Source organism: Aliikangiella aequoris, from assembly GCF_053709105.1.
Window position 1 is genome coordinate 628,721 of the sequence record NZ_CM132298.1, and the last position, 26,280, is coordinate 655,000.

The window sequence follows — 26,280 nt, forward strand, 5'->3', positions numbered from 1 at the left end:
TGAACTCTTAAAAAGCCGGCTAGTTTGCCGGCTTTTTATTGGTTAACTTAATAGATAGGCTTACCCGCGTTTACTGCTTCGGTATAAGCTTTTAGCTGCTCTATAGGTAGTGCTTTTGAGCAGTAATAGCCTTGCACAAATATATCGCCAATAGAAGATACAAAGTCATATTGTTGTTTAGTTTCGATACCTTCGCACACAATTGTCATGTCTAGAGCAAAGCCTAAAGTTGCCGCTGCCGTGACGATAGCTTGATTACGCTTGTCCGACTCAATGTCACTCATAAAAACTTTGTCTAATTTTAAAGTGTCTATGGGGAAGTGTTTTAAATAGCTTAAGGAAGAATAGCCCTTACCAAAATCATCTAATGCAATTGAAAAGTCTAGCGCCTTTATTTCGGTTAAGATTTTTTCTGCGAGTTTAAAATCTTCAACAAGTAACCCTTCTGTTATTTCGAACTCAATTAGCTTAGGGTTTACGCCTTCATTTGCAACTATTTTGCGTAAAGTTTCTGCTAGGCCATGGTGTCTAAACTGACGTGCTGACAGGTTAACTGACAAGGCCATTGGAGTGTCTAACTGGGAGTTAAGTTCAGCAATGTCGCGTGTTGCTTTGGCTACAATCCACTCTCCTAAAGAAACAATAATACCTGACTCTTCAGCAACTGGAATAAATAAGTCTGGGGGCACAAAACTTAAGTCTTCTTTTTGCCATCGAATTAGAGCCTCTACTTTAACGACTTGGTTATTTTTAGTCGCTATTTGCGGTTGATAATAAAGCTGTAATTCGTTATTTCTTATCGCTTTACGTAGGTCTTTTTCAATTCGTAAACGGTCAATTGCAGCATGATTTAGCTCAGAAGAATAAAAATGGAAATTATTTTTACCGGATTCTTTTGCCGCATACATTGCCATGTCGGCGCTTTTTAGCAATTCAGTTGTGTTTTGCGCATCATCTGGATAAACAGAAATACCAATGCTAGTGCTAATAAAGAGTTCATGCTCATCAACACTAAAGGCTAAACTACCGGCTGCTTTTAATTTGGTGGCAATTATGGTTGCATCTTCCGAGTGTGTTGTTTTAGATAGCAGCACGACAAATTCGTCGCCACCTAAACGGGCGAGCGAATCTGTGTCTCGAAGGTTTTCTTTAAAACGCTTTGCGACTTCTATTAATAGTTTGTCTCCTACATCATGACCTAAAGTGTCATTAATATATTTAAAGTTGTCTAAGTCGATAAATAGCATAGTCACTTTATGACCGTTTCGCTTTGCGTCTAAAATTGCTTGTGAGGTACGCTCTTCTAATAAGGTGCGGTTTGGCAAGTTGGTTAAAGCGTCGTAGTGAGCCATCTTTTGTAATTTAGCTTCAGTTTGTTTAAGCTCGCTTATGTCAGAATAAATTCCTGCATAGTTGGTTATTTTCCCGTCTTTGTCTTTTATTGACGTGACGGTGAGTAGTTGCGGTATAGTTTCGCCCGATTTAGTTTTTTCTATTATTTCACCATGCCAACTGCCTCGTGTTTCAAGCCGTTCATAAAGGCGCTTAAAAAAAACATTATCGTGAGCGCCCGACCGAAAAATTTCCGGCTTACTCCCTAGCATTTCGCTTTTACTATATCCAAATATTTTAGTTAGGGCAGGGTTGGCATCGATAATATTAAATTCACTGTCAGTCACAACGATACCCTCGTCGATATTCTCAATGACTTTGTTGCTAAGTGTAAGTCTTGCGATAGTTTCCTGTAGCTTAAGCTCTTCTTCTTTTCGCTTAGTAATATCCGTAGAAATTCCAGCGATGGCGTAAACTTTTCCGTCACCATCAAACAGCGGGAACTTAATGACTAAAAACGTATGTTGGTTGCCATCTTTGTCGCTCGAATTTTCCTCAAAATTAGTCGGTTGTTTGGTTTCAATTACGTGGCGATCATTTTCTGAAAATTGTTTTGCTTGCTTCTGACTAAATAGTTCAAAGTCTGTTTTTCCAATAACATCCGCAGGAGTCTTGCCTATATGTTGGCAGAAAATATGGTTAACAAGAATAAATTCGCCTTGAGTGTTTTTAATAGATACTATGGCGCTGCTATTATCGATTATATTTTGTAGAAGGTGCTGGCTCTTTTTTAATTCAGTTTGCTCAGATTCAAGCTGGCTGAGCTGAGTCTGTAGCGAGCGACTCATGTGGTTAAAGCTTTGGTTTAGACGGGAAATTTCGTCATTTCCATCATCGTCAAGTTGGGCGCTGTAGTTTCCTTGAAGAATACTTTTGGTTGCTGAGAGTAATTTGTTTATTCGCCGAGTAATCAGTGAGCGAGTAAAAAAGTTTAAGAAAATAATCTCGAAAATGACCAAGCAAATTATCGTTAATATTGCGAAATTGATTTGAGCGTATAATGGCGCGAATATCGTTTCTTTGTTTAATAATGCAATTATCGACCAGTCAATTTTCTCTAGTCTTTGCAAGTAAATTAAATGCTTGCCAACTTGATTGGATTTTTCATAGTCCATTTGAGAAATAGCGGCTGAATTAATTATGCTGGCAAAAGCCTTCTCTGCTATCGGTGTGATGGGTATGTTTTTACTATCGAGAACAACTATCGCGCCAGTTTGATTAGTGTAAGAATGGGTTAATTTTTTTAAGTAAGGCGTTAGGTCGTAGTAGGTCTCTAAAACACCCAAAAACTGCTCTTTGCGAAAAATTTTTGCGGTACTGACTAAGAATGTATTCTGTTTGATTTTTTCGTATCGAGTGACGATAGATTCATTTTTATCGACACTACTACAATTTTTATCGAAAGACTGATGTTGGTTGTTAACGGAGTAACCAAACAGTAAGTCTGAATCAGTATTGCATACGTTAAATAGCATAAACTCTTGATTACGAGTAGCTTGCTGTTTAAAAAAATCTGCCAGTGCTTGCTTGTATTGGTCGGCTTCATTTTCAAGTCCGTAATCCATATTCAGCAAGTAACCTTCGAGTGCTGGCAAAGTCTGAATAGTGGCAATGCTTTGGTTAAGTTGGAATAGCTCAGCATTAAACTTTACTGATATATCATTTAATGTTGTGCGCGCATCTTTAATGGTTAGCTCTTTTATCATATTGCTCATTTGGTAGAGCGTAATGGCTTCAAATCCAACGACACCAATAATTAGTACTAAGATGCTCCGAGCTAAAAATTTAACCCTTAGTCGGCTGAAAAATCGCTGAGTAAAAAAGTTCATTGCTCGTTGGAAACCTGGGCATCACTTAGGATTTGATAGTTTAGGTGGCCGCTAAGAGAAAAGTCATTAATGCTATAGGTGTTTCTAACGGCTGCAGTCACTTGCTTTTGAGTGGTGAATAACAGCAAAGCTTGTTGGTGAATATACCAATCTAGACTTTGCAAAGCCTCTTGGTGTTTATCTTGTTCTGCTATTTGCATGACTGCTTGCAGCTTATTATCAAACTCTGCAGAGCTTATTTGAGACCATGGACTTTCTGAATGGAAAAATAAGCCAGCGTGAAAACCAAGGTGATAAATAGGATTGTCAACGAGCGAAATGACCATGTCATAGTCAGGGCGTTTTCCGGTTCTAATCTTATAAACCACAACTTGTTTAGTCCACTCGGATCGCGATACCACCGTGGTATCGAGTTGAATGCCAACACTGGCAAGGTTTCTTTTTATAATTTTAGCGGTGGGTTCTGCTAAGTCAGCAACAAGTGCGGTTAGTTTAATGGGCAGCGTTAGGTTGCTTTGTTGAATTAGCTTGCGTGCTGTTTGCGGAGAATATTCGTACACTGGAATCGAGTCGTCTGCCCCAAACTCGCCACGTTTACCCAGTGATCCTAAGGGCAAAGCGTTGCCAAAGTCAGCAAACTTAATAATGTCCTGCTTATTGGTTGCAAAGTTAATAGCTCGACGTAAATTGAGATTTTTAAGAGGTCCTTTATCATTGAGCAAAATCATGTAGCTCGCTAGAATATTCTTTTTAATAATTCTGGCGTCGCCTTGAGTTAGACTGAGCAATGATGTGGTTTTATTGCCACTTAAGTTAGGAATAAAGTCAATCTTTCCGGCTTTAAATCCGGCTAGCCAGTTCGATTTAGGCGTCATAGTAAAAGTAACCTGATCTAAATAAGGCTTGTTTTGTTGCCAGTAATTGCTATTGCGCTCTAAAGTGATCGATTTTTGTGGTTGCCATTGTTTAAATTTAAATGGGCCAGTACCAATCGGTTGTCGCTGAAAGTGTTCAATACCATGCTTCTTAATATAATTGGGTGGGCAAATAGAGCTAAATAAATGTAGCCTATTTAAGAACATACCGTCAGGGGCGGTAGTTTCAAAAATAATTTGATAAGGTTGACCTTTTACTAAATAAGTATTTTTTAAGGTGTTAAAAATCCAGCGATTCCCAGTGCGTTTTTTTGGGTTAAGGACATAATCAAAAGTAAATTTGACTGCTTTGGCATTGAAAACTTCACCATTATGAAACTTAACGTTTTGACGTAAATGGAATAACCAGCGAGTTTCAGAAAGCTGTTCCCAGCGAGTCGCTAATGCCGGCTGCAGCTGACCCTTTAAGTCGAGGTAAAGCAGTGGATCAAATATTTGCGCAATAACGGAGTAGGAATCTGGGTCGAATGACTGCGACAAAGGATCAATGCTAGGGGGATCTTCGGTAAAATAAGCAATGTTAATATTACTGTGAGTTGGGCCGCTTGCTTGGGCAGCGTTTACCAGCGGTAAAGCACTACTTACAAAGAGTAAAAAGCAGCTTAGTCGTGCAGATTTCAATATTTTAGCGAGGGCTAAAATGGCTTGGCCACCCTTAGCTTGTAACAAGAACCTAAATCGTAAAGGGCATTTTATTAGGCTCTGGTATCTTGAAGGCATAATAACTTCTTTATAATCGAATTATTTTGACACCTAAATTCACAAGTTTTGATATAAGTTACTGATTTTAGGCCGTAAGTATTAATCTTATTTTAGTTGATAGTTTGTGATTTCGCTGACTTTAAAGCAAAAAATAACGCTGTTATTACATGCAATAGGCAGCCTGCTTGAAGGGTGAGTAGATAGAACAGTTATAAGCGCTGCAAATTCGCGACTTTTAGGCTAAGTTGCTATACAATACGCCAAATTTTTTAACCTTTTCCAAACAAGTATTAATTCTTGGAATTTTAACCTAGGAAGCTCCCCATGTTAGATAACAAGCAGACTATCGCCGATTTTGATCCTGAGTTGTGGGCGTCTATTGAAGCTGAAAAGCAGCGCCAAGAGCAACATATAGAGTTGATTGCGTCAGAAAATTATACCAGTGCCAGAGTTATGGCTGCGCAAGGCTCAGTTTTGACCAACAAATATGCCGAGGGCTATGCGCATAAACGCTATTATGGTGGCTGTGAATATGTTGATGTAGCAGAAGACTTAGCGGTTGAGCGAGTTAAGGCTTTGTTTGGCGCTGACTATGCCAATGTTCAACCACACTCTGGTTCACAAGCAAATGCCGCGGTTTACATGGCGTTACTTAACCCGGGAGATGTTGTGCTTGGAATGAGCTTAAGTGAGGGAGGGCATTTGACTCACGGCTCACCGGTTAATTTCTCGGGTAAAATATACAAATCTGTGCAATATGGATTAGATGAGCAAGGCTATATTGATTATGAGCAAGTTGAAAAGCTGGCATTAGAGCATAAGCCTAAAATGATACTAGCGGGTTTTTCTGCTTATTCTAGAACCGTTGACTGGTCTAAGTTTCGTGCCATCGCGGATAAAATTGGCGCTTATTTTATGGTAGATATGGCGCATGTTGCAGGTTTAGTTGCCGCAGGCCTTTATCCTAACCCTGTTCCACATGCAGATGTGGTGACCTCGACCACACATAAAACATTGGCTGGACCGCGCGGTGGAATTATTTTAGCCAGAGCCAATGAAGCCTTAGAAAAAAAGTTTAATTCGTCGGTATTTCCGGGTAATCAAGGTGGGCCTTTAATGCATGTGATTGCCGCAAAGGCGGTGGCATTTAAAGAGGCTTTGAGCGAAGAATTTAAACAAACTCAAGCTCAAGTGCTTAAAAATGCGAAAGCTATGGTGAGCGTACTTCAAGATAGAGGCTATAAGATAGTTTCTGGTGGTACGGATAACCATTTGTTTTTAATTGATTTAATTGAAAAAGATATCACTGGTAAAGATGCCGAAGCGGCATTAGGAGCGGCCTTTATCACCGTTAATAAAAATACAGTACCTAATGAGCCTCGTTCGCCATTTGTCACCAGTGGGTTACGCATGGGGACGCCTGCAATTACCACCAGAGGCATGAAAGAAGCCGAATCGACGTTATTGGCAAATTGGATTTGCGATATTCTTGATGATATTGATAATCAGCAAACTATCGAAACAATTAAAGCACAGGTTTTAGAGTTAACTGCCAAGTTTCCTGTTTATCAAAGCTAACTAGGTCCTAGACTACTCAAACCACACAGCTTGATGTTATAATCTTGCAGCCACGCTAATTGTAGAGTTAGCGTGGCTTTGTTTTATTTGACTTAGTGGAAATTTCCACCTTATTTGGAGCCGCCATGCGTTGCCCATTTTGCTCTTTTCAAGATACAAAAGTGATCGACTCACGGTTAGTCACCGAGGGTGATCAAGTCCGTCGGCGCAGAGAATGCATTGAGTGTGGCGAAAGATTTACCACATTCGAAGGTGCTGAGCTTGTGATGCCTCGGGTGATCAAAGGAGACGGAACACGTCAGCCTTTCGATGACAGTAAATTAAAAGCGGGTATTCTGCGCGCGGTAGAGAAACGTCCTGTTTCTGTAGAAGATGTCGAAAAATCAATTTTAAATATCCAATCTCAACTTAGAGCTCTAGGGGAGCGAGAAGTCTCCGCCAAAGTGATTGGTGAGTTAGTGATGGGCGCTCTAAAGCAATTAGATCAAGTTGCCTATGTGCGCTTCGCTTCTGTGTACAGAAGATTTAAAGACGTTAGCGATTTTCGTGATGAAATTGAACGTCTATCTCAAGACGAATAGAGTGCAGCGTAATGAATCAAAACGGCGCGCAGTCTAATCGCATGACAAATTCTAACGCAACATGGAACTCTCAAGATTATGCGATGATGGCGCTGGCGTTACGTTTAGCCAAGCAGGGGCAATATACTGCGCGCCCTAATCCTATGGTGGGTTGCGTCATCACTCAAAATGATAAAATTGTGGGACAAGGGTGGCACCAAAAGTCGGGGTGTGCGCATGCTGAAGTCAATGCGTTACATCAAGCCGGCAAGCAAGCCAATAAAGCCACTTGCTATGTTACGCTTGAGCCATGTGCCCATACTGGAAAAACTGGTCCATGTGCCAAAGCATTGGTGAATGCAGGTGTGAGTCGCGTAGTGGCTGCCATGCAAGATCCTAACCCTCAGGTAGCCGGTAGCGGCTTTGATATTTTACGTAGCGCTGGCATTCAAGTTGAGTTGGGCTTAATGAAGCCGCAAGCAGAGTCACTTAACTTGGGGTTTATTTCTCGGTTTACCCAAGGGCGGCCGAGAGTCAGTCTTAAACTGGCCATGAGCATTGACGGAAGGACGGCTTTAAAGAGTGGTGCGAGTCAATGGATTACTGGACAAGAAGCACGCCGTGACGTTCAAAAACTGCGCGCTAAACAAGATGCGATTATTACCGGAATTGGTACGGTATTAATGGATGACCCAAGCTTAAATGTCCGTATGGAAGAACCAGCTTTAGGTAGCCAGTGGTTAGTAGAGGCGCAACAGCTTGGTTTTCAACAGCCAGCCAGAGTTTTACTAGATCGACATGCTAAAGCGCCACAAGATGCGAAATTTTTTCAATTAGAGGGCTCTAAAATTTGGGTTACTCAAAAGAACATTGAGGTTAAACCTGAGCAAGGCGACTTAACCAATATGGTGTTAACAGAGCACGCCAATGAGTTTGATTTAACCGAGCTATTAGAAGAGTTAGCAAAGCGTGGCATGAATCAAGTCTTGGTTGAAGCGGGTAGTCGTTTAGCGGGTAGTTTTTTTAAGCAAAACTTAGTCGATGAACTTATCGTTTATATGGCACCTAAATTGATGGGAAGTGATGCGATGGGGTTAATCAATTTGCAAGTGAGTGATATGGCGCAAACGCCATTGTTAGAACTGCAAAGTCTTACCCAATTAGGTCAAGATATTCGCTTAAATTATGGGGTAAAAAAATAATGTTTACAGGCATTATAGAAGCGGTTGGCAAAATAGCGGAAATCGAAACTCGCAGTGGGGATTCGCGCCTAAAAATAGCTGTGGGTAAGCTTGATATGAGTGATGTGGCATTGGGCGATAGTATTGCGTGTAACGGTGTTTGTTTAACTGTGGTTGAATTTGGTGACAACTTCTACACCGCAGATGTTTCTGCAGAGTCGCTAAAATTGACTACACTAAGTCAGGTAAACGTCGGTACAGCCGTTAACTTAGAGAAAGCACTCACTCCCACAACTCGGCTCGGTGGACACTTAGTGAGTGGACATGTTGATGGCGTAGCAGAAATAGTTGCAATAGTTAAGCAGGCTAGAAGCGTTCAGTATTGGGTAAAGCCACCCCAAGATTTAGCGAAATATATTGCTAAAAAAGGCTCAATTACTGTTGATGGCGTGTCGTTAACGGTAAATGATTTAGATGGCGACAATTTTATGTTGAATCTTGTGCCACATACAATACAAGAAACCACTGCTTTACATTATCAAGTAGGCAGCAAAGTTAATTTAGAAGTTGATTTGCTGGCTCGCTATTTAGAGCGACTGTTAACTGGACAAAAGCAGGCACCAGAATCTCATTTAAATTATGACTTTTTGGTTAAAAATGGCTTTGCTTAAAAAGTTAAGCTCAATAATTTTTTAAAAAACATTTCCTTATTGGATAACAAAAAATGCAACTGAATACAGCAAAAGAAATAATTGACGATATTGCTGCCGGCAAAATGGTTATTTTAATGGATGACGAAGATCGCGAGAATGAAGGCGACTTAGTTATGGCTTCTAGTATGGTTCGGCCTGAAGATATTAATTTTATGGCTCGTTATGGTCGCGGTTTAATTTGCTTAACCTTAACCCAAGAGCGTTGTGAGCAGTTACGTTTACCGCTAATGGTGGGCAGAAATTCGGCCTCTTTTGAAACTAACTTTACTGTTTCTATTGAGGCTGCAGAAGGCGTTACGACAGGTATATCAGCGGCAGATCGCGCCAAAACAATTCAGGCTGCAGTGGCTCCCAATGCTAAGCCAGAAGATATTGTTCAGCCTGGGCATATTTTTCCTATTATGGCCAAGCCGGGTGGGGTATTACATCGCGCGGGTCATACCGAGGCTGGTTGTGATTTAGCGCGATTAGCTGGGTTAGAGCCGAGCGCGACAATTGTCGAAATTTTAAATGAAGATGGCACTATGGCGCGTCGCCCAGATTTAGAAATTGTTGCTCAAGAGCACCAGTTAAAGATTGGAACTATTGCTGACCTTATCGAATATAGAATGCAAACCGAGCATAGTGTTGAGCAAGTCTTATGTACGGATTGGGATACACGTTTTGGGCAATTTAAGTTACACGCGTTTAAAGACCAAATTGATGGCCAAACACATATTGCTTTAGTGAAAGGTGAAATAAAAGCAGAGCAACCGACTTTAGTGAGAGTTCATGTGCCAGATGTGGCAACTGACTTACTTGCCAAAGAGAAAAAGAGTGTTGGAAGCTGGACCATAAACCGAGCACTAGAAAAGGTTGCTGCGGAAGGAAATGGTGTGGTCCTACTGCTTGGTTATCACGCATCTTCAGATGCAGTTTTAGATCGTATTGCAGTTTTGGCTGGAGAAAAAAGCATTGCTAAAAAAGAGCAAGCGCAAGCTAGTCGAGCTTCTCGAACCGTTGGCATTGGATCACAAATTTTAATGGAACTTGGCGTGCATAAAATGCGCTTGCTAAGTCCGGTAAAGAAATTTATTGCGTTATCTGGATTTAAGTTAGAAGTTGTCGAATATATTGAAGATAAATAGTCAAAGTGTTTGGTATTTATTATCCAAATGTTTAAGTGAATTGAATTTAAAATAGAAAATTGAAAGTGAGAAAGAAATGAAAACGATTGAAGGTAATATGGTAGGTCAAGGTAGTAAGTTTGCTTTACTGGTGGCTCGATTTAACAGTTTTGTGGTAGAAAGTTTGGTCGAAGGTGCTATCGATGCATTAAAGCGGCATGGTATTGACGAGTCTAATATTGAAATTATTCGTGTGCCGGGTGCATTCGAAATGCCAATTGCAGCACAACGAATTGCAGCAAAAAAACAGCACGACGCCATTATCGCATTAGGTGCAGTGATTAGAGGTGGTACGCCTCACTTTGAATATGTTGCCGGTGAGTGCGTTAAAGGCTTATCGCAAGTTTCACTAAACGCTGACATTCCAGTCGCTTTTGGAGTGCTTACCGTTGATAGCATTGAGCAAGCCATTGAGCGAGCGGGAACTAAAGCTGGAAATAAAGGAGCTGAAGCGGCATTAGGCGCACTAGAAATGGTAAACCTTTTTAAACAGCTGGATAAATAAATCATGATTCAAAAACCTTCAACCCGCAAAAAAGCTAGGCGCTATGCTGTGCAAGGTATTTATCAATGGCAAATGAGCGGTAATGCTATTGAAGAAATAGAATTGCAGTTTTTAGAAACGATAAATCAAGCCAAAGTCGACATTGAGTATTTTAGAGAAATCTTGGTAAATACTTTGGCCTCTGTTAAGCAAATAGACGCTGATTTAGAGCCTGTGGTGCAAAGGGACTTTAGCGAAGTGAACCCAGTTGAATTAGCTGTGTTAAGACTGGCTTGTTACGAATTAAGGTCTCGTATGGATATTCCTTACAAAGTAGTTATTAATGAAGCGCTAGAGTTAACCAAAACGTTTGGTGCTGAAGATGGCCATAAATTTGTTAACGGTATTCTCGATAAGCTTGCGAAGCAGTTACGTCCCCTAGAAGCGAAATAAATAACTTTTATTTTAGGGGCTTAATGGTTTTCTATGAAATTTGATTAACCAAATGCTTTATTAGTGCGACGCCTGAATTACCTTACAGGCAACTGCTAAATGCAGCGCGAAGGTATTTGTTAAAACTTTTTGCATAAGGATTTTGATGAAAGAGTTTGAAATAATTCAACGCTATTTAAACTTTGATAGTGATAGTCGAAAAGATGTTCTCGTTGGAATTGGTGATGATTGTGCACTACTTAAAGTGCCAAGAGGGCAAAGGCTTGCTATCTCTATGGATACGCTAGTGGCTGATGTACATTTTTTAGCTGATAGTGATCCGGCAGAAATTGCTCATAAGGCAGTCGCAGTTAATTTAAGTGATCTTGCTGCCGCGGGAGCTGAGCCAGCTTGGTTAACTTTGTCGCTAACTATGCCTAAGTTTGAGCAGGCATGGATGGAAAAGTTTCATCAAGGCTTAAGGAAAATGGCGGAATATTACGGTGTTCAAATTGTTGGCGGTGATACTTGTCAGGGGCCGCTATCAATTACGATTCAAGCGCATGGGTTTGTGCCCGAAAATGTATTCCATCGGCGTAGCGGCGCTCAGGCCGGAGACTTAATTTGTGTTACAGGTAATTTAGGTGATGCAGCTTTAGGTCTGCAAGTAGCTCAAAATAAACTGCATGTATGCCAACAAGACGCGAGCTATTTCCTTAAAAAGTATTACACCCCTAACCCGCGAATTGCTGCTGGAATTGCTTTGCGAGGAAGAGCGACGGCGGTGATAGATATTTCCGATGGTTTATTATCTGATATTAAGCATATTAGTGATCGCAGCGAAGTTGGTGCGCTAATCAAGCAAGAATGGCTGCCGCTGTCTAGTGCGGCCCAAGGCATCCAAAATCAAGAGCTGGTGATGCGTAGTGTGTTAGCTGGTGGCGATGATTATGAACTCTGCTTTACTGTTGACGAAGATGCGCTAGAGTCGACCCGGTTGGCGTTAGAAACTGTCGGTTCGGATTGTATACCGGTAGGGCGTATGACGGGTAAGCCTGGTGTTAGAGTCATGCAAGATAAGCAAGAAGTGACGCTAGATTTTAACGGCTTTGAGCATTTTTAATTAGCAATTTAGACTATAGCAAAGCAATTTAGGTTAACTAAAACTTTACCTTTAACCGCCGCTTACTTTGGGAGCCAACAGCCTTAATGCGTGTTTCAGCAAAAACAGTTTTTAATCATCCTGTTCACTTTTTGGCTTTTGGCTTTGGTAGTGGACTAGCGCCCAAAGCGCCCGGCACATTTGGCACTATCGCTGTATTGCCATTTTATTGGCTAATCGCAGACTTTTCAGTGTGGAGTTATGGTTTAGTTTGTGCTGTGGTTTGTATACTTGGCGTTTATTTATGTGGGCGTTCAGCAAGCTTACTGAACACACATGATCATCCCGGTATTGTGTGGGATGAGTTTGCCGGAATGCTCATCACCTTAATTGCGATTCCCCCTAGCGGAACCAATATAATTTTAGCTTTTATTCTATTTAGATTATTTGATATTTTTAAACCTTGGCCGATAAAGTGGGTAGACCAAAAAGTAAGTGGCGGCTTTGGTATTATGTTAGACGACATTTTAGCAGGCTGTTTCGCTTGGGCTATCCTGTTTGGGGTTAATGTTTTATGGCTATAATACGCGCAATTATTTTTGTGATTGGAACTTTTGTTTCACTAAATTTAGTTGCTGAAGAAGAAATACAAGTGACCGCGTTATTCAAAAATGCCGCTATGGTCAAATTAAATGGTAATCAAAAGTTAGTCAGAGTGGGGCAAAACCTATCACCGGTAATTAAGTTAATCAAAGCCGACTCTCACAGCGCAACCTTTCTCGTTAATGGCAAACCTCTTCAGCTGAAGTTGAAGCAGCTTGGCGCTTTTTCTGCGAGCAATAGCTCTCAGCAGGCAGCGCCAACGGCGGTGGTGAGTAGAGCTCAAACGGGGATGTATTTTACTTCTGGCTTAATTAACGGTGTTGCGACTCAGTTTTTAGTCGATACCGGTGCATCACATGTCGCAATGAATGAGTCAACTGCTCAAAGTATTGGTTTAAATTATAGGCAAAATGGGGTGCCCAGCATTGTGCTTACGGCAAGCGGTCGGGCGAGAGCTTGGGAAGTGGTCTTAAACCAAGTGAATGTTGGAGGGATCCAACTTTCTCAAGTTTCCGGTATGGTGATTCAGGGAGCTGGGCCAGACCAAGTACTGTTAGGTATGTCCTTTTTAAGCCGTGTCAAAATGGAGAATAAAGGCGAAACTTTGCATTTAAGTAAAATATTTTAAGTGCTTTGTCTGTTATTTTGCTTACATATTTGATTCGCGCCTTTTGATTCGCGCCTTTTTTGCGCAGGATTTTTTTCCGCTATCGGTTGAACCTTTGATGGTGCGCTGCGTTACTTTTGCAGCGATCGAAGAGCTTTTCAGCTTTGGTGGCTGTGAAGCAAAAGCTTTTCAATTGATTGCTTCACAGCGAGTTGACATTCAAGGCTAGATCATTAGTTTTGCAAATGCTTTATCGGCTGCCTCAAGGGTTTGCTGGAGAGTTTCTTGAGTATGAGCAGAGCTAATGAAACCTGCTTCAAAAGCAGAAGGAGCCAGATAAACGCCTTCCTCTAACATAAAGTGGAAAAACTTTTTAAAGCGATCTAGGTTAGAGTTTGCCACTTGAGAAAAGCGACTTATATTTTTCTCATCAGTAAAAAACAACCCAAACATGCTTCCCACATGATTTGTTGTAAAAGGGACTTGGTGTTTGTCTGCCAACCTTTGTAGTCCGCTGACTAGATCTTCGCAGTATTGATAAATTGGTGGATAAAAGTCGTCCTCTGATAATAGCGTTAAAGCGGTCAGCCCGGCAGTCATCGCAATCGGGTTTCCGGATAATGTTCCGGCTTGATAAACCGGCCCTGCCGGTGCAAGGTGTTGCATTATTTCCTTTTTGCCACCAAATGCTCCTACGGGCATTCCGCCGCCCACAATTTTACCTAAACAAGTTAGATCAGGGGTAATCGTATAAAGTGATTGGGCGCTGCAGTTTCCCACTCTAAATCCGCACATAACTTCGTCGAATATCAATAATGCCTGATGCGCATCGCAAAGTTGACGTAACCCTTCAAGAAACCCATCTGAGGGTGGAATGCAGTTCATATTACCCGCTATCGGCTCCAAAATAATGCAAGCGACTTGGTTTGGGTTGGCTTCTAGCAGCTTTTTGACGCTCTCCAGGTTGTTAAATTCTGCGGTGAGCGTGTGCTTTGCAAAGTCTGCAGGCACTCCGGGAGAGGTAGGCTCGCCAAGTGTAAGGGCACCTGAACCTGCCTTAACTAATAAGCTATCGGCGTGGCCGTGGTAGCAGCCTTCAAACTTGATGATTTTATCTTTTGATGTATAACCTCGAGCAAGCCGAATTGCGCTCATGGTTGCTTCGGTCCCAGAGCTCACCATACGAACCTGTTCAATTGAGGGGATCAGTTGATTGATCTTTCGTGCCATTTGCAGTTCCACTTCAGTTGGCGCGCCAAAGCTAAGTCCATTTTCTACTGCGTTAATGACTGCTTGTTTAATTTCTTGGTTATTATGGCCGTGTAGCATAGGCCCCCAAGAGCCAACATAGTCAATATATTCTTTTCCATCTACATCGATAAAGTGAGCTCCATTGGCACGCGCAACAAATACGGGCGTCCCCCCCACACCATTAAAAGCTCTTACTGGAGAGTTAACGGCACCAGGAATAAGTGCTAACGATTGATTGTAAAGCTGAGTTGATTTTTGCATTAGTTTCTCTAAAAATGTGGTGGAAAACGTGATCCTGAATTGAGCTAAATATTAACAAGCTAACTACGCTGCAAGCCAGTAAACCAGTTAACCGATTTTTCATACTGTTTTAACTGATCCTCTACCCCAAGAATGCAGGCGAACAGCGCCATTCTTACTAATAGACCGTTGTCAGTCTGTCTAAAAATAGCTAGGCCAGGCTCTAAATTTAAGTCGTTGTCTAGTTCGTTAGCATTGCTCCTAGAGTCTCTAGGTAATGGGTGCATAATAACGGCATTCGGCTGACAATGGGCTAAGTAAATTTGTTTGTTTAGTCTAAAGTAACCTTTGTAACTTTCGGCTTCTTGAACTGTAGCAAACCTTTCTTCTTGAATACGGGTTTGGTAAATAATGTTGGCTTGCGGAAGTCCTTGTTCTAGCTTTTCTCCCATTGTAACTTGATGGCCGGCATTGGTCAGTAAGTCAATATATTGAGCGGGCATGGCTAGTGCTTGCGGCGAAATAAGTTGTATTTTTAAACCGCGGTACAAACAAAGTAACTGGCACAGCGAGTGCACAGTGCGGCCGTGCTTTAAGTCACCTAAAAGGGTTAGGCTTAATTCGCTAATATCTTTTCCTTGGCGCTGTAGTTCTTTTTGAATGGTAAATAAATCTAATAATGCTTGGGTTGGATGCTCGTTTGGGCCGTCACCGCCATTGATAACTGGTACTCGACTTCCAATGGCAAACTCGGCGACGGATCCTGCTTCTGGGTGACGCATAGCGATAATGTCACTGTATCCAGATAAAACCTGTGCGGTATCGTATAAGGATTCGCCTTTTGCTAATGCTGAATTAGATAGGCCGGTTGTTTCCCGTACTTCACCACCAAGTAAATTAAATGCACAGCCGAAGCTCACCCGTGTACGTGTGCTAGGCTCAAAAAACATATTGCCTAACACAGCACCGTCTAGCACTTTAGATATTTTTTTTCGGGTTGCGTAGGGGCGCATTTCTTCGGCAACTTGAAAAAGCGAATCGACTAACTCTAACGAAACATCTTTAACTGAAAGTAGGTGTTGGCCTTTTAGAATCACGGGAAAACCTCAATAAAAGCGATTGCCGCTATTTTAGTCGTTTTTAAAAATAATTAATAGCAGTCTACTTTTATTTTCTAGGTATAAAGGGCAATGTGAAAGAAAAAATATTCTCACTCGCTTGAACATAGTTAGGATTTAAAAATGCCTAATTTCTCTAAAAGCAGACTCTTATTGCCGCGCATATATTTCATCATTTCTTGGCGGGCGATTTCTCGTGAAACGCCTTTCTCGATTAAACTAACAATGACTTTTTCGAAAGCCTGGCGTCTTATTTCTCCGCGTTGCGACATATCACGTCTATCACCAAAATGATCAACAATTGGCATGCCGCAATTACATTGCCGAATCACTTTCACAAACGATTGCCCTGCGTTATCTTGTGACTCGGCGATGGAAGGGCTTTTAGTGTATGGAATCGTTTTGGCAATATATTCAGCTTCATTTTCAAAGCGATTTCCGCATTTATGGCAGGCTTTTGGAAAACTTGCGTCTTCTAGTGCTTTTAAGTTTTTAAATAGTTCATTGTCGTTCGACATTGTGTTTTGGCCTACCTTTCAACTAGGTTTTAGAACCGGCTTAATAATTGTTCCGCTTTTGTATTTATAGACATAAAACGGTAGGATGTCGCTATAATATGAATAAATACCAGTAAAAATCCCTAAACCCAGTTAGAATCCAATATATTCTTCAAGAAAAACAACGCTGCCAGCACTTATTATAGGACATTTAGGATGTTACGATTTTTAATAAAAATTCTTTTGCTCGCGATTGTCGTAATTGCCGCTACTATGCTTATTTCGGATTGGAAACTTAATAAAGACATTAAAGCATTTGCCAATACAATTAGTCCGTTTGCTCAATTAGAGTACGACTCTGCCAGTGTAGGTTTAAACGGAGAAATAAAGCTAAATGCTGTTTCTGTTTACGTTTTTAGCATGGGGGCGAGCATCGAAATTGGTGAGTTACGCTTTTTTGCCGGTAACCTTTTTGAGCTCGCATTTTTAAATAGCACCATTAGTCAGCAGGAACTACCGGATAATGCTTATTTAACAATCCGCGATGTATTAATTCCGTTTGATAATAATATGTCGAAAGCGCTTACCCAACCGAGTTCAGTCACCAGTTTAGATTTAATTGAATCGGCTTTTTGTGGAGAGCAAGAAACCATTGGGCTCAACCAGTTAGAAAGAATGGGATATAACTATTTTGCTTTAAGCGCTAAACAGTTTTACATGCTCGATAGATATAGTGGCAGTGTTGTGCTTAATGGAGAAGTCGATATTGAAGAGCTAGGGCGCTTTGACTATCAAATGAATATTGGTGGCGTTCTTGCTTGGTTAGAGTCAATTCAAGCTACCCCATTCGCCTCGGCTGCGACTGAAACCGTTTTACCTAATCTTACTTTGTTTGAATTGACAGCTAAAGATAATGGTTATAATCAACGAAAAGCCGAGTTTTGTGCCATTCAACAAGGTGTTGAAGTTGCGGAGTATTATACTGGCCACGTTAGTGCTGTGGCAGAAATGCTTGATTCGGTTGGCGTAGAGATGTCTTTAGAAGCGCAAAAATTTTATACCGACTATATAAAACCAGAAAGCGAACTGCACTTATTTATGCAACCTAAAGTCGGCTTTGAGTTAAATGGTAGTGAGTATTATGACCTTGGCGAGCTAATTGATTTAACTCGAATGCGCTTAAGTATCAATCAACAAGATGTTACTGCTTTATTGTCAGAGTGGGACTTATCTCGGTTTGATGAAATTGGCGCACAATTTGAAAAGGCTAAGTTACTCGCTGATCCTGAGCGTTCACAATATCGGACCGTACTGATTAAAAAAGCCTTTGTTGATATTCCACCAGTTTATTTAGATCGTCATATGCATGAAAGAGTAAAAATTTATCGAGATGACGGGCAAGACTTTGACGGTCGTCTAAGCCGAGCAAATGCACGCTCCGTATGGTTAAAAATCAGAACCGAAGGGGGTGAGCTTGAATTACCCGTTGCACGTAACCAAATTGTTAAAGTGCAGGTTTATCAAGAAGTTTCGGCAGAAGGCTAGCTATAAGGGTTTTGCAACTGCTAGCACGACAATCGCAACTAGAATGAGTACGGGGAACTCATTAAACCAACGAAAAAAAACATGGTTTTTGGCGTTTTCTTGATTGGCAAATCGATTTAAATAACGACTGCATTGAACGTGATAAATCACTAAGGTGAGCACCAGAATTAACTTAGCTTGTAACCAAACCATGTTCAGCCAAGTAGGATTTAGCCATAACAACCAAGCGCCTAGAAAAATTGTTATCCACATAAACGGCGTAATAAATCGGTAGAGCTTTTGTGCCATTAAAAGTAAGTGCTGATATGTACTCGGGTGCTCTACCATCGCTAAGTTAACGAAAATACGTGGCAAATAAAATAACCCAGCAAACCAGCTGGTGAAAAATACGATGTGCATTGCCTTAATGTAAATGTACCATTCGATCATAGTGGCCTACTTTGCTAACGCTTGTAACTATAATGTGACTCAATTATTTCGCGAGTCAAAATGCCATATATTTTGTCAGTGAGCGGTGCCGTGGTTCTAAAGATATAAACCGCGTCAACAGACTCTCTGTCCATAGTGTCTAAAGCTTCCTCTAAGTTTCCTTGCAAATAGACTGAAGCAATATCTTGTCTATCCCCGGGTATACTCAATAGGTCAATTACTTGCTCGTTTAGCTCGCTAGGGTCAACGCTGCCCTCATCGGTTTGTTGGGCGAATTGCTCTTTCAGTTCAATGAAATAGCGGGCTAGGTCATTAGCGGCCATAAGTGCTTTGGGGATCTCATCTTCTTTTATTAAAATCCAGCGTGGTGTTGACTCTAATAATTTATCTATTTGTGCGACGGTAATTTGCTTTTCGTGTACAGCGATCTTCCTTTCCATTAGCCCTGCAACCCCAACACTTCTTAAAAACTGCGACAAAGGATTTACTTTTAAATCGAGCCCCTTAACGCGCATTTGTGATTGAAAAATAGAAGGTTGTTTAAAGAGTTCTGATACCACTAAATTTCCAATAACTAGTACCAGCATACCCGGCAATAGAATATTCGGATTGTTAGTAAGTTCTAATAATGCCATTAATGCGGCTAAAGGCGCTTGGAGAATGGCGCTCATCATAGAAGCCATGCCAATCATGGAGTAAAATGCATAATCAGAAGCATGTTCTGGCATAATTAATCCACCAAAAGAGCCGACAAGGCCCCCAATCATTGCGCCAATAAACATACTTGGGCCGATGACTCCGCCTGGCAGTGATAAACCAGAACAAATAATTGTTGCGAGCAGTTTTCCTACAAAGGCTATGGCTAATATTTGTAAAGGCAAACTGCCATGCAGCGCAGCGTTGACGGAGTCATAGCCAATGCCCATAACCTGTGGCGCAACTAAAGCGATTACTCCAACACAGCTACCAGCAGCGCCACATTTTAGCCAAACTGGCCAGTCCTTAGCAGCGACTGCAATATAGCGCGTGGTGATTATAAATAAGCTAGCAACAGTGCCAATAACAAGGCCTAAAAAGATAAAATAGGGGATTTCCCAAAGTGAAGCTAGATCTAATGTAGGAACGGTAAAAGCAACATCGTTTCCAAACACAATCCGCGACAAAATCGCTGCAGAAACAGACGCTAGAATTAACGGGATAAAGCTAGCCACAGCGTATTCCATCATGACTACCTCCATCGCAAAAATCACCCCAGCTAAAGGAGTATTAAAGCTTGCAGAAATAGCCGCTGCAGTGCCGCAGCCTACTAAAATTCGAATGCTGTTATTGGGAAGCTTCATTTGCTGGCCAAGCCAACTTCCAGCGGTAGAACCCAAGTGAATGCTAGGGCCTTCGCGGCCAACGGACTGGCCGGTTGCGAGGGTTAACCCTCCGACTAAAAACTGTACTACGGCATTTCGCCAAGATAAATAGCCTTGGTGATAAGCCATTCTTTCTAATACGTGGCCTACACCAACTTGGCGCCTTTCTTTGCCAACTTTGTGTAAAACCAACCCCACTAAAAAGCCGCCACTTAAGGGCAATGCTAATCGAAACCACCAGCTTGTCTCTTCGAAGTCTAAGCTGCCATCACCGGAATGCCATAACACTAAGCCGCTTTCTATAAACAGCCGAAACAATACCACGACGCCACCAGCTAAAAGACCGCTGATTAGGCCCATAGCTGCTAGAATTGGTAAGGCGTTTAAACTGCCTAGTTTTAATCTAATTGATTCAAAGAATGACATTAATTGTAATTCTGCTGTGATAAGTTGGGGAATGATTACGCTTGCTAAGCGCAATTATTGTTTCGGTTGAACAAATTCTGGTACGGCAAATTTTTAAGTCAATAGCTAGAACCCCCAGCTCGATCTATTATTTGACTTTAAAAAGAGCATATAACCTATTGATAAAAAAGACAAATAAAATCATTAAATTAGCTAAATTTCGCTTTCAAAAAGGCTTATTTGTTAGGTTTTAGAGCCTAAACAAGGTAAACTAGCAGTCAAAATTGAATTATGCATTCTGGTATTTTATAAGTATGTCGCAAAGTCGATTAATTATTACTCAGCAAAAGACGCCACTATGGTATTGTGGTTGGGGTGTGCTAGCGGCCGCGTTATTAGTTGCGAGCTATTTTTTGGGGCGATTAGTCAATCATGAAAGTGAGCGGCAAGCATTAGAGAAGGTGATTTGGTTAGAGAACGAATTGGATAAGTTTCAATCAGCCTACCAACAAGCGAATCAAGATTTAATTATGCAAGCTCAAACCGCTAAGGTAGATAATCAGTCTAATCAGCAACTAGTAGAAACAGTTAAACAAATGCAGCAAACTCAATTGAGTCTTGAGTCTGAGTTGTCATTTTACCGTAAGATCATGGCGCCAGAGCTCGATCAAGAAGGCTTAACCATTGCTGATTTTCAAGTTACTGCAAGTAACCAAAAAGAAAGTTTTAATTATAAGTTAGTGCTTACTCAAGCTGGAAAGCAGGACCAATTTTTAAAAGGCCGCGTTAGCTTAGTGTTACATGGTAAATTAGCTGGCGAAACAAAAGCCTATCAGTTTCGTGAACTAGGTACTTTTCAAAGTAAAGATTTTCAGTTCCAATTTCGGTACTTTCAAAACCTGGAAGGTGAAATTGCAATACCGGCTGATTTTATTGCTGAAAAGGTCGAGATTGAAGCTAAAACGAGTGGGTTGCGCAAAAACCAATCTGCACAATATCAATTTATTTGGAATATTTAGGAGTTAACTTCATGTTAGGCCGAAATAAAAAGCAGTCACCTAGAGCCAAAGCAGGTGCCGCTGATACCTTGATTAGTAAAGAAGCAAAAATCACTGGTAATGTAAACTTTACTGGTGTGCTCTACGTAGATGGTTATATTAAGGGAGATGTCGCCGCCGATGAATTTGAAAACTCGCTGCTAACGGTTGGCCAAAATGGTTATATTGAAGGTGAGATTAATGTGCCTCATATTATGATCTTAGGTCGTGTGAAGGGGGATGTTCATGCGTTAGAACATGTTGAACTGATGTCAGAGGCAAGAGTAGAAGGCAATGTGTATTATAAGCTCATTGAGATGGCTATGGGAGCCGAAGTCAATGGGCAAATGTTACACAAAGAGGAAAAGCCGAAACTTATTGGCCATAATAAAAAAGCGACAGAGTTAAGTGAAGAGTCGCAATCGCCAAAAGAAAACGCTGCAAAATAAAGTCTATTTTGAAGGGTTAAAATAAACAATTTAGCCCTTTTGTTTAGGTTGATATGAATAAAGTGATAAATAGCGAGAGTTTATTTGCGTTACTTGACTGTTTCATGAATAATTCGCGAGTTTACTAAAAAGGGTCATCGAGAGAAGTTATGTCTACAAGTGGAGTCGCTAAAGTTAGCCCTATTATTTTTACTGAAGCCGCCAGTGCTAAAGTAAAAGAGTTAGTGACAGAAGAGGAAAACCCTCAACTAAAGCTACGCGTTTATGTGACGGGAGGCGGCTGTTCAGGCTTTCAGTATGGTTTCAGCTTCGACGAAGATAAAGCAGATGATGACTTTATTGTTGAAAAAGAAGGCGTTTCTCTGGTGGTCGATGCGCTGAGCTTTCAGTATTTAGTCGGTTCACAAGTTGATTACCGAGAAGACTTGGATGGCTCAAGGTTTGTTGTAGAAAATCCCAACGCGAAAACAACTTGTGGTTGTGGATCATCCTTTTCTATTTAAATCATGAGTGGAATTAAGTTTCAAAAAGAAATTCCAGTCCTAGAAAATAATACGAACTTAGTTTCATTAATCAATTCCCATTGCCCTGAGCTTACGAGCAGCAAAACCAAAGCTGCTCTTACTGCTGGAGCCGTATGGCTAAAACGCGGTAATAGTGTGCGCCGAATTAGGCGGGCCAAATCTAAACTCTTAGTTGGTGACAGCCTATTCATTTATTACAATGAAGCTATATTAACTGAGCCAGTAGCAAGACCGCATCTAATCTCCGATGAAGATCAATATAGTGTTTGGTCGAAACCGAGGGGAATGTTTTCGCAGGGAACTAAGTGGAGCGACCAAAATACCATCACGCGTTGGGTAGAAACCCACGACCCTGAACAGCGTCCTGCATTTTTAGTTCATCGCCTCGATAGAGCAACCCAAGGCGTTATTGTTATTGGGCATAGCAAAACAGTGACCACTAAACTGGCGCAGCTTTTTGAAAACCGGCAAGTTATCAAGCAATATAAAGCAGAAGTTTGCGGTGATTTTCGAGTCGCTTTAGCTGATTTGTGCGACGCTAGGTTAATCGAGCTGCCAATAGATAATAAGTCTGCAAAAACAGAAATCTTAAGTTGTTGTTTTGAGCCTTCGAGTAATTCAAGTAGGATTTTATTAAAACTGCATACTGGCAGAAAACATCAAATTAGGCGTCACTTAGCTTCGCTTGGCTACCCGATTATCGGTGATCGTTTGTATGGGGCTCAAGTGCAAAGTCGTGATCTTCAATTAACAGCTTACCAATTGAGTTTTAACTGTCCGGTGACGCAGCAACCAAAATCTTTCCAGCTCGCAGATATTTAAGCGCTGCACTGATAAATGGCACCTAGAATTTGTGCTGAGCGAGCGCCAGTAACCGATGGCAAGTTGCCAGGCTTGTGTTCCATTCTTTGTTTAGCTAACCAGGCAAATGTTATCGCTTCTAAATAATCTGGATCGGCGCCAATGGTTTTTGTAGTAAGTATTTTGTGGCCAAACTTAGTTTCAAGTTGGCTTATTAAATGCGGGTTATGGCTACCACCACCGCAGCTGTAGACTTTGTAGTCGGGCAGTTGCAGTTTGTTCACTGATTCAAAAATAGACTGCGCTGTAAACTCAAGCAAAGTCGCCTGCACGTCAGCGGGTGTTAGCTGATCGCCTAGAGCGGCAATGTGTTGTTGAAGCCACTCTAAGGAAAAGTATTCCCGGCCAGTACTTTTAGGGTAATGCAGTTGAAAGTAAGGATCGCTCATTAAGCGAGTTAATAATGCCGAATTAACATTGCCTTGTTGAGCAAAATTAGCATCTCGGTCAAAATCATCGGTGGCGTTGGGATGGTGATGTAAAAACCAAACATCCATTAAAGTGTTAGCCGTACCCGTATCAAATCCAAAAACTTCAGCTTCTGGCTGTTGCGGTAAGTAAGTAATATTGGCAATTCCGCCTAAATTTAAAATAATACGATTTTCAAGAGGTGAACGCAGCACAGCGTTGTGAAATGCGGGCGCTAAAGGTGCTCCTTGACCACCTGCCGCCATATCCATGCGGCGAAAGTCTGAAACCGTTGTAATTTTGGTTTGATAAGCAATGACATTCGGATCGCCTATTTGCAAGGTGAACGGGGAAGCAAGGCTAGGTTGATGGCGAATCGTTTGCCCATGGCTTCCAATGGCTTTAATGCTCGCCGCTGCAATTGAGTATTGCTGCAATGTTGCATTTACCGCGGCAGCAAATACTTCGCCCATAACATGATCAAGTTCTCCTAATAGCTCTATTCTATGTTCAAAGCTTTGTAAGTTGTTTTCTTGGCAGGTTAATGAACACAGTGAACGCAATTTAGACTTCACTTGTTTGTCTATGGGGTGCAAGTGAGCAGCAATTAATTGGCAGCCGTTATCTGAGAAATCAACGACTGCAACATCAACACCGTCAATGCTGGTACCACACATGAGTCCAATATAAACTTCTGAAGAAGTGTCATGGGAGGGCATTTTCGACAATGTTTTAGCTGACATTAAGGGGCTACCGCCTGATTATCTCGAATAACCGCATTGCGAGAAGTTAATTGATTTAGCCAGGGTTGCGTTGATGCTATAAAGCGATCTTTTTCAGATGGCTCAACTGGCTGAGCTTGGGGCAACTTGACGGTTCTTGGATTGCGGTGCACACCATTGACGACGAATTCATAATGTAAGTGCGGAGCTTCTGCAAGCCCGGTCGCGCCAACATAGCCTATCACTTGTCCTTGTTTGACGCGCTTGTTGTTGCTTACTGCTCTTTTAGACATATGTAAGTACTTAGTAACAATGCCTTGGCCGTGTTGAATAAACACGTATTTTCCATTGTACTTATTGTAACTAGACGCGATGACTCTGCCGTCGCCTGCAGCCCTAATAGGCGTGCCGGTTGGCGCTCTATAGTCGATTCCGCGATGAGCTTTCCAACGCTTTAAAATTGGATGAAAGCGACGCGGTTTAAAGCTAGAACTAATATAGTTGAACTTAACTGGCGCTCGTAAAAACGCCTTGCGCATACTTAATCCTTCAGGAGTATAAAAACTGCTGTTGTTTTTGCTATCGGTATATCTTACTGCAACAAAGCTTTTGCCTTGATTAACAAACTCTGCAGCTAAAATATCACCGTCGCCAATTTTTTCCCCTTCAATAAATTTTTCTTCGTATAAAAACGAAAAGCTGTCTCCTTTACGAATGTCGAGAATAAAGTCGATATCCCAGTCAAAAATATTCGCTAGCTGCATTACTTGGCTGTCAGTTAGGCCTGCTTTCTTACCCGCGTTAAATAAAGAGTCCTCTATGGTTCCATGGGCGTAAGCGGTGCGAACTTCTATCGATTTATTGTCAATGCGGCTAGTAAGTCCATTTTTTGTTCTTTCAATATAAAGGGTTTGCTGGATGTCGATACGATATTTTAGCGCTTTTAACTGGCCTTCTGCTAATTGATAACTAATAAGCTCTCCAGGTTTTAGCTTTAATAATAACTTGGCATTTTGGTCTAAATTAATCACTTCATGAACTTGGCGTGCCGATAACCCGATTCGCTTAAAAATTAGCGATAGGTTATCGCCTTTTTTCACTGCTTCGGTTTGCCATAGAGTTGATTGCTCTAGCATTGGAAAAGTCGCTATTTCATCGACTTTCGGTTTACCTAAATCAATAGGGATAGCGATAGGGTCGCTATAATTAGCGACCTGTTGCGCAGAAAGATCTGCGGTATTTTGTGCTGTTTCTTCGGCTATTAAGGTTAACTCTTCTATCTCTAAGGATTTTTGAGTTTCCATTTGAGAGTCGCTAGAGCCACTTTTAGAGGTGGAAAGCGCGATTGCAAGTGTTATTACGGCAATCGCAGTACCTATAATAATATAGGGGTGCTTAAGCCAATGTGGTAACTTAAAGTTTGCGGCTTTGTAGCGAATAGGTGAGTTTTCTTTCGGTTTATAATCTTGTTTAATCATACAAAGGTTGTGTCTTTTTAAGTCAGTGTGCATTAAGTCAACTAATTGAGCTGCACTTTTTATTATTCAAGCTAGATTTTAATTACCTTTTAGCTCGACCGAAAGTTTATACCTATGTTACCCAAAACTATTGTAAGTTATGCCAAAAATAGTGTAAAAAGCATCGGCAATAATTTTGAATACAGATATACTCAGCAATTTGGGCGCTTAAGATAGCTTTTTGTAATAATCGGGTCAATCTTATCTGACCCACTTCTTGTTATAAAATTCAAATAATCAAGCAATTCTTTTAATAATGGCTTTTTGGTAAAAATATGGCAAAGCAAGATTTAATATCCGACTTAGGATGGCGTGGCATGATTCAGCAAATGACTGCTGAAGACGAACTTAAACAACATTTAAGTGATGGAATGAAAGTCGTGTACTGTGGCTTTGACCCTACTGCAGATAGTTTACATATCGGAAGCTTAGTGCCACTTTTAGCGTTAAAGCGCTTTCAACAGTATGGCCATAAACCCATAGCTTTGGTTGGCGGTGCCACTGGCCTGATTGGTGATCCATCATTTAAAGCGGCAGAACGCCAGCTCAATACCGCAGAAACGGTGCAAAACTGGGTTGAAAGCCTTAAACAGCAAGTTAGTCAGTTTATTGATTTTGACTGTGGTGAAAAC

General features: G+C 41.2%; 25 protein-coding genes (1 of these 25 running past the window's edge). 16 read left to right on the forward strand and 9 right to left on the reverse strand.

Going from position 1 to position 26,280, the window contains the following annotated elements; all coding sequences use genetic code 11:
- Positions 1-47 precede the first annotated feature (47 nt).
- Positions 48-3,221: an EAL domain-containing protein gene (locus tag ACUR5C_RS02850; protein WP_454466844.1), complete on the reverse strand. Its 3,174-nt coding sequence runs from the start codon at positions 3,219-3,221 to the stop codon at positions 48-50.
- Positions 3,218-4,825, reverse strand: a complete 1,608-nt coding sequence (locus ACUR5C_RS02855; RefSeq protein WP_454466845.1) for an ABC transporter substrate-binding protein — start codon at positions 4,823-4,825, stop codon at positions 3,218-3,220. The genes ACUR5C_RS02850 and ACUR5C_RS02855 overlap by 4 nt, the downstream gene beginning before the upstream one ends.
- Before the next feature lie 357 nt (positions 4,826-5,182).
- On the opposite strand from ACUR5C_RS02855, the gene glyA reads away from it, so the two are divergent.
- The 10 genes from glyA (at position 5,183) to ACUR5C_RS02905 (ending at position 13,305) form a co-directional block, all read left to right on the forward strand.
- On the forward strand, positions 5,183-6,436 hold the full coding sequence (gene glyA, locus ACUR5C_RS02860; protein WP_454466846.1) for a serine hydroxymethyltransferase: 1,254 nt from the start codon (positions 5,183-5,185) through the stop codon (positions 6,434-6,436).
- A gap of 125 nt (positions 6,437-6,561) precedes the next feature.
- The gene (gene nrdR / locus ACUR5C_RS02865; protein WP_454466847.1) at positions 6,562-7,017 is read left to right on the forward strand and encodes a transcriptional regulator NrdR; all 456 of its coding nucleotides are present in this window, start codon (positions 6,562-6,564) and stop codon (positions 7,015-7,017) included.
- A gap of 11 nt (positions 7,018-7,028) precedes the next feature.
- Positions 7,029-8,198: a bifunctional diaminohydroxyphosphoribosylaminopyrimidine deaminase/5-amino-6-(5-phosphoribosylamino)uracil reductase RibD gene (gene ribD, locus ACUR5C_RS02870; RefSeq protein ID WP_454466848.1), complete on the forward strand. Its 1,170-nt coding sequence runs from the start codon at positions 7,029-7,031 to the stop codon at positions 8,196-8,198.
- The gene (locus tag ACUR5C_RS02875) at positions 8,198-8,848 is read left to right on the forward strand and encodes a riboflavin synthase (protein WP_454466849.1); all 651 of its coding nucleotides are present in this window, start codon (positions 8,198-8,200) and stop codon (positions 8,846-8,848) included. The genes ribD and ACUR5C_RS02875 overlap by 1 nt, the downstream gene beginning before the upstream one ends.
- A gap of 53 nt (positions 8,849-8,901) precedes the next feature.
- A complete protein-coding gene (gene ribBA / locus ACUR5C_RS02880; RefSeq protein WP_454466850.1) occupies positions 8,902-10,017 on the forward strand; it encodes a bifunctional 3,4-dihydroxy-2-butanone-4-phosphate synthase/GTP cyclohydrolase II in 1,116 nt (371 codons plus the stop codon).
- 76 nt (positions 10,018-10,093) lie between these two features.
- Positions 10,094-10,561 (forward strand): 6,7-dimethyl-8-ribityllumazine synthase, encoded by a 468-nt coding sequence (ribH, locus tag ACUR5C_RS02885; protein WP_454466851.1) that lies wholly within the window; start codon positions 10,094-10,096, stop codon positions 10,559-10,561.
- A gap of 3 nt (positions 10,562-10,564) precedes the next feature.
- A complete protein-coding gene (gene nusB, locus ACUR5C_RS02890) occupies positions 10,565-10,993 on the forward strand; it encodes a transcription antitermination factor NusB (protein ID WP_454466852.1) in 429 nt (142 codons plus the stop codon).
- A 145-nt stretch (positions 10,994-11,138) separates the two neighbouring features.
- Complete coding sequence (gene thiL / locus ACUR5C_RS02895; protein WP_454466853.1) at positions 11,139-12,095, forward strand: thiamine-phosphate kinase; 957 nt, start codon at positions 11,139-11,141, stop codon at positions 12,093-12,095.
- 86 nt (positions 12,096-12,181) lie between these two features.
- Positions 12,182-12,658, forward strand: a complete 477-nt coding sequence (locus ACUR5C_RS02900; protein ID WP_454466854.1) for a phosphatidylglycerophosphatase A family protein — start codon at positions 12,182-12,184, stop codon at positions 12,656-12,658.
- Positions 12,649-13,305: a retropepsin-like aspartic protease family protein gene (locus ACUR5C_RS02905; protein ID WP_454466855.1), complete on the forward strand. Its 657-nt coding sequence runs from the start codon at positions 12,649-12,651 to the stop codon at positions 13,303-13,305. Before ACUR5C_RS02900 ends, ACUR5C_RS02905 begins: the two co-directional genes overlap by 10 nt.
- Positions 13,306-13,509: 204 nt before the next feature.
- Here the strand turns inward: ACUR5C_RS02905 and hemL are convergent, their stop codons facing one another.
- The 3 genes from hemL to ACUR5C_RS02920 form a co-directional block, all read right to left on the reverse strand.
- Positions 13,510-14,796: a glutamate-1-semialdehyde 2,1-aminomutase gene (gene hemL / locus ACUR5C_RS02910; RefSeq protein ID WP_454466856.1), complete on the reverse strand. Its 1,287-nt coding sequence runs from the start codon at positions 14,794-14,796 to the stop codon at positions 13,510-13,512.
- A gap of 59 nt (positions 14,797-14,855) precedes the next feature.
- A complete protein-coding gene (locus ACUR5C_RS02915) occupies positions 14,856-15,872 on the reverse strand; it encodes an aspartate carbamoyltransferase (protein ID WP_454466857.1) in 1,017 nt (338 codons plus the stop codon).
- Between the two features lie 131 nt (positions 15,873-16,003).
- The gene (locus tag ACUR5C_RS02920) at positions 16,004-16,411 is read right to left on the reverse strand and encodes an oxidoreductase (RefSeq protein WP_454466858.1); all 408 of its coding nucleotides are present in this window, start codon (positions 16,409-16,411) and stop codon (positions 16,004-16,006) included.
- A gap of 195 nt (positions 16,412-16,606) precedes the next feature.
- Between ACUR5C_RS02920 and ACUR5C_RS02925 the strand changes: the two genes are divergently transcribed.
- Positions 16,607-17,935: a hypothetical protein gene (locus ACUR5C_RS02925; protein ID WP_454466859.1), complete on the forward strand. Its 1,329-nt coding sequence runs from the start codon at positions 16,607-16,609 to the stop codon at positions 17,933-17,935.
- Here ACUR5C_RS02925 and ACUR5C_RS02930 read toward each other — a convergent pair whose 3' ends face one another.
- Both ACUR5C_RS02930 and ACUR5C_RS02935 read right to left on the reverse strand, forming a co-directional pair.
- Positions 17,936-18,364 carry a CopD family protein gene (locus ACUR5C_RS02930; RefSeq protein WP_454466860.1) on the reverse strand — a complete coding sequence of 143 codons (429 nt, stop codon included), beginning with the start codon at positions 18,362-18,364 and terminating at the stop codon, positions 17,936-17,938. It abuts the gene before it with no gap.
- Positions 18,365-18,378: 14 nt separating this feature from the next.
- Positions 18,379-20,151 (reverse strand): chloride channel protein, encoded by a 1,773-nt coding sequence (locus ACUR5C_RS02935; protein WP_454466861.1) that lies wholly within the window; start codon positions 20,149-20,151, stop codon positions 18,379-18,381.
- A 293-nt stretch (positions 20,152-20,444) separates the two neighbouring features.
- Here ACUR5C_RS02935 and ACUR5C_RS02940 point away from each other — a divergent pair, with 293 nt between their 5' ends.
- The 4 genes from ACUR5C_RS02940 to ACUR5C_RS02955 all read left to right on the forward strand — a co-directional run bounded on the left by ACUR5C_RS02940 (position 20,445) and on the right by ACUR5C_RS02955 (position 22,962).
- Positions 20,445-21,149 (forward strand): DUF6776 family protein, encoded by a 705-nt coding sequence (locus tag ACUR5C_RS02940; RefSeq protein ID WP_454466862.1) that lies wholly within the window; start codon positions 20,445-20,447, stop codon positions 21,147-21,149.
- Between the two features lie 11 nt (positions 21,150-21,160).
- Positions 21,161-21,616: a bactofilin family protein gene (locus ACUR5C_RS02945; RefSeq protein ID WP_454466863.1), complete on the forward strand. Its 456-nt coding sequence runs from the start codon at positions 21,161-21,163 to the stop codon at positions 21,614-21,616.
- 149 nt (positions 21,617-21,765) lie between these two features.
- Positions 21,766-22,119 carry an iron-sulfur cluster insertion protein ErpA gene (gene erpA / locus ACUR5C_RS02950; RefSeq protein WP_454466864.1) on the forward strand — a complete coding sequence of 118 codons (354 nt, stop codon included), beginning with the start codon at positions 21,766-21,768 and terminating at the stop codon, positions 22,117-22,119.
- A 3-nt stretch (positions 22,120-22,122) separates the two neighbouring features.
- Entirely contained in the window at positions 22,123-22,962 is an 840-nt protein-coding gene (locus ACUR5C_RS02955; RefSeq protein ID WP_454466865.1) for an RluA family pseudouridine synthase, read from the forward strand.
- On the opposite strand, the gene ACUR5C_RS02960 is transcribed toward ACUR5C_RS02955, so the two are convergent.
- A complete protein-coding gene (locus tag ACUR5C_RS02960; protein WP_454466866.1) occupies positions 22,959-24,152 on the reverse strand; it encodes an anhydro-N-acetylmuramic acid kinase in 1,194 nt (397 codons plus the stop codon). The two genes, ACUR5C_RS02955 and ACUR5C_RS02960, sit on opposite strands and share 4 nt — an antisense overlap.
- Entirely contained in the window at positions 24,152-25,609 is a 1,458-nt protein-coding gene (locus tag ACUR5C_RS02965; protein ID WP_454466867.1) for a peptidoglycan DD-metalloendopeptidase family protein, read from the reverse strand. Before ACUR5C_RS02965 ends, ACUR5C_RS02960 begins: the two co-directional genes overlap by 1 nt.
- A gap of 314 nt (positions 25,610-25,923) precedes the next feature.
- Between ACUR5C_RS02965 and tyrS the strand changes: the two genes are divergently transcribed.
- Positions 25,924-26,280 carry the beginning of a tyrosine--tRNA ligase gene (gene tyrS, locus ACUR5C_RS02970; protein ID WP_454466868.1) on the forward strand. It continues 939 nt past the right edge of the window, so only the first 357 of its 1,296 coding nucleotides appear in the window; the start codon lies at positions 25,924-25,926; its stop codon lies off the right edge, out of view.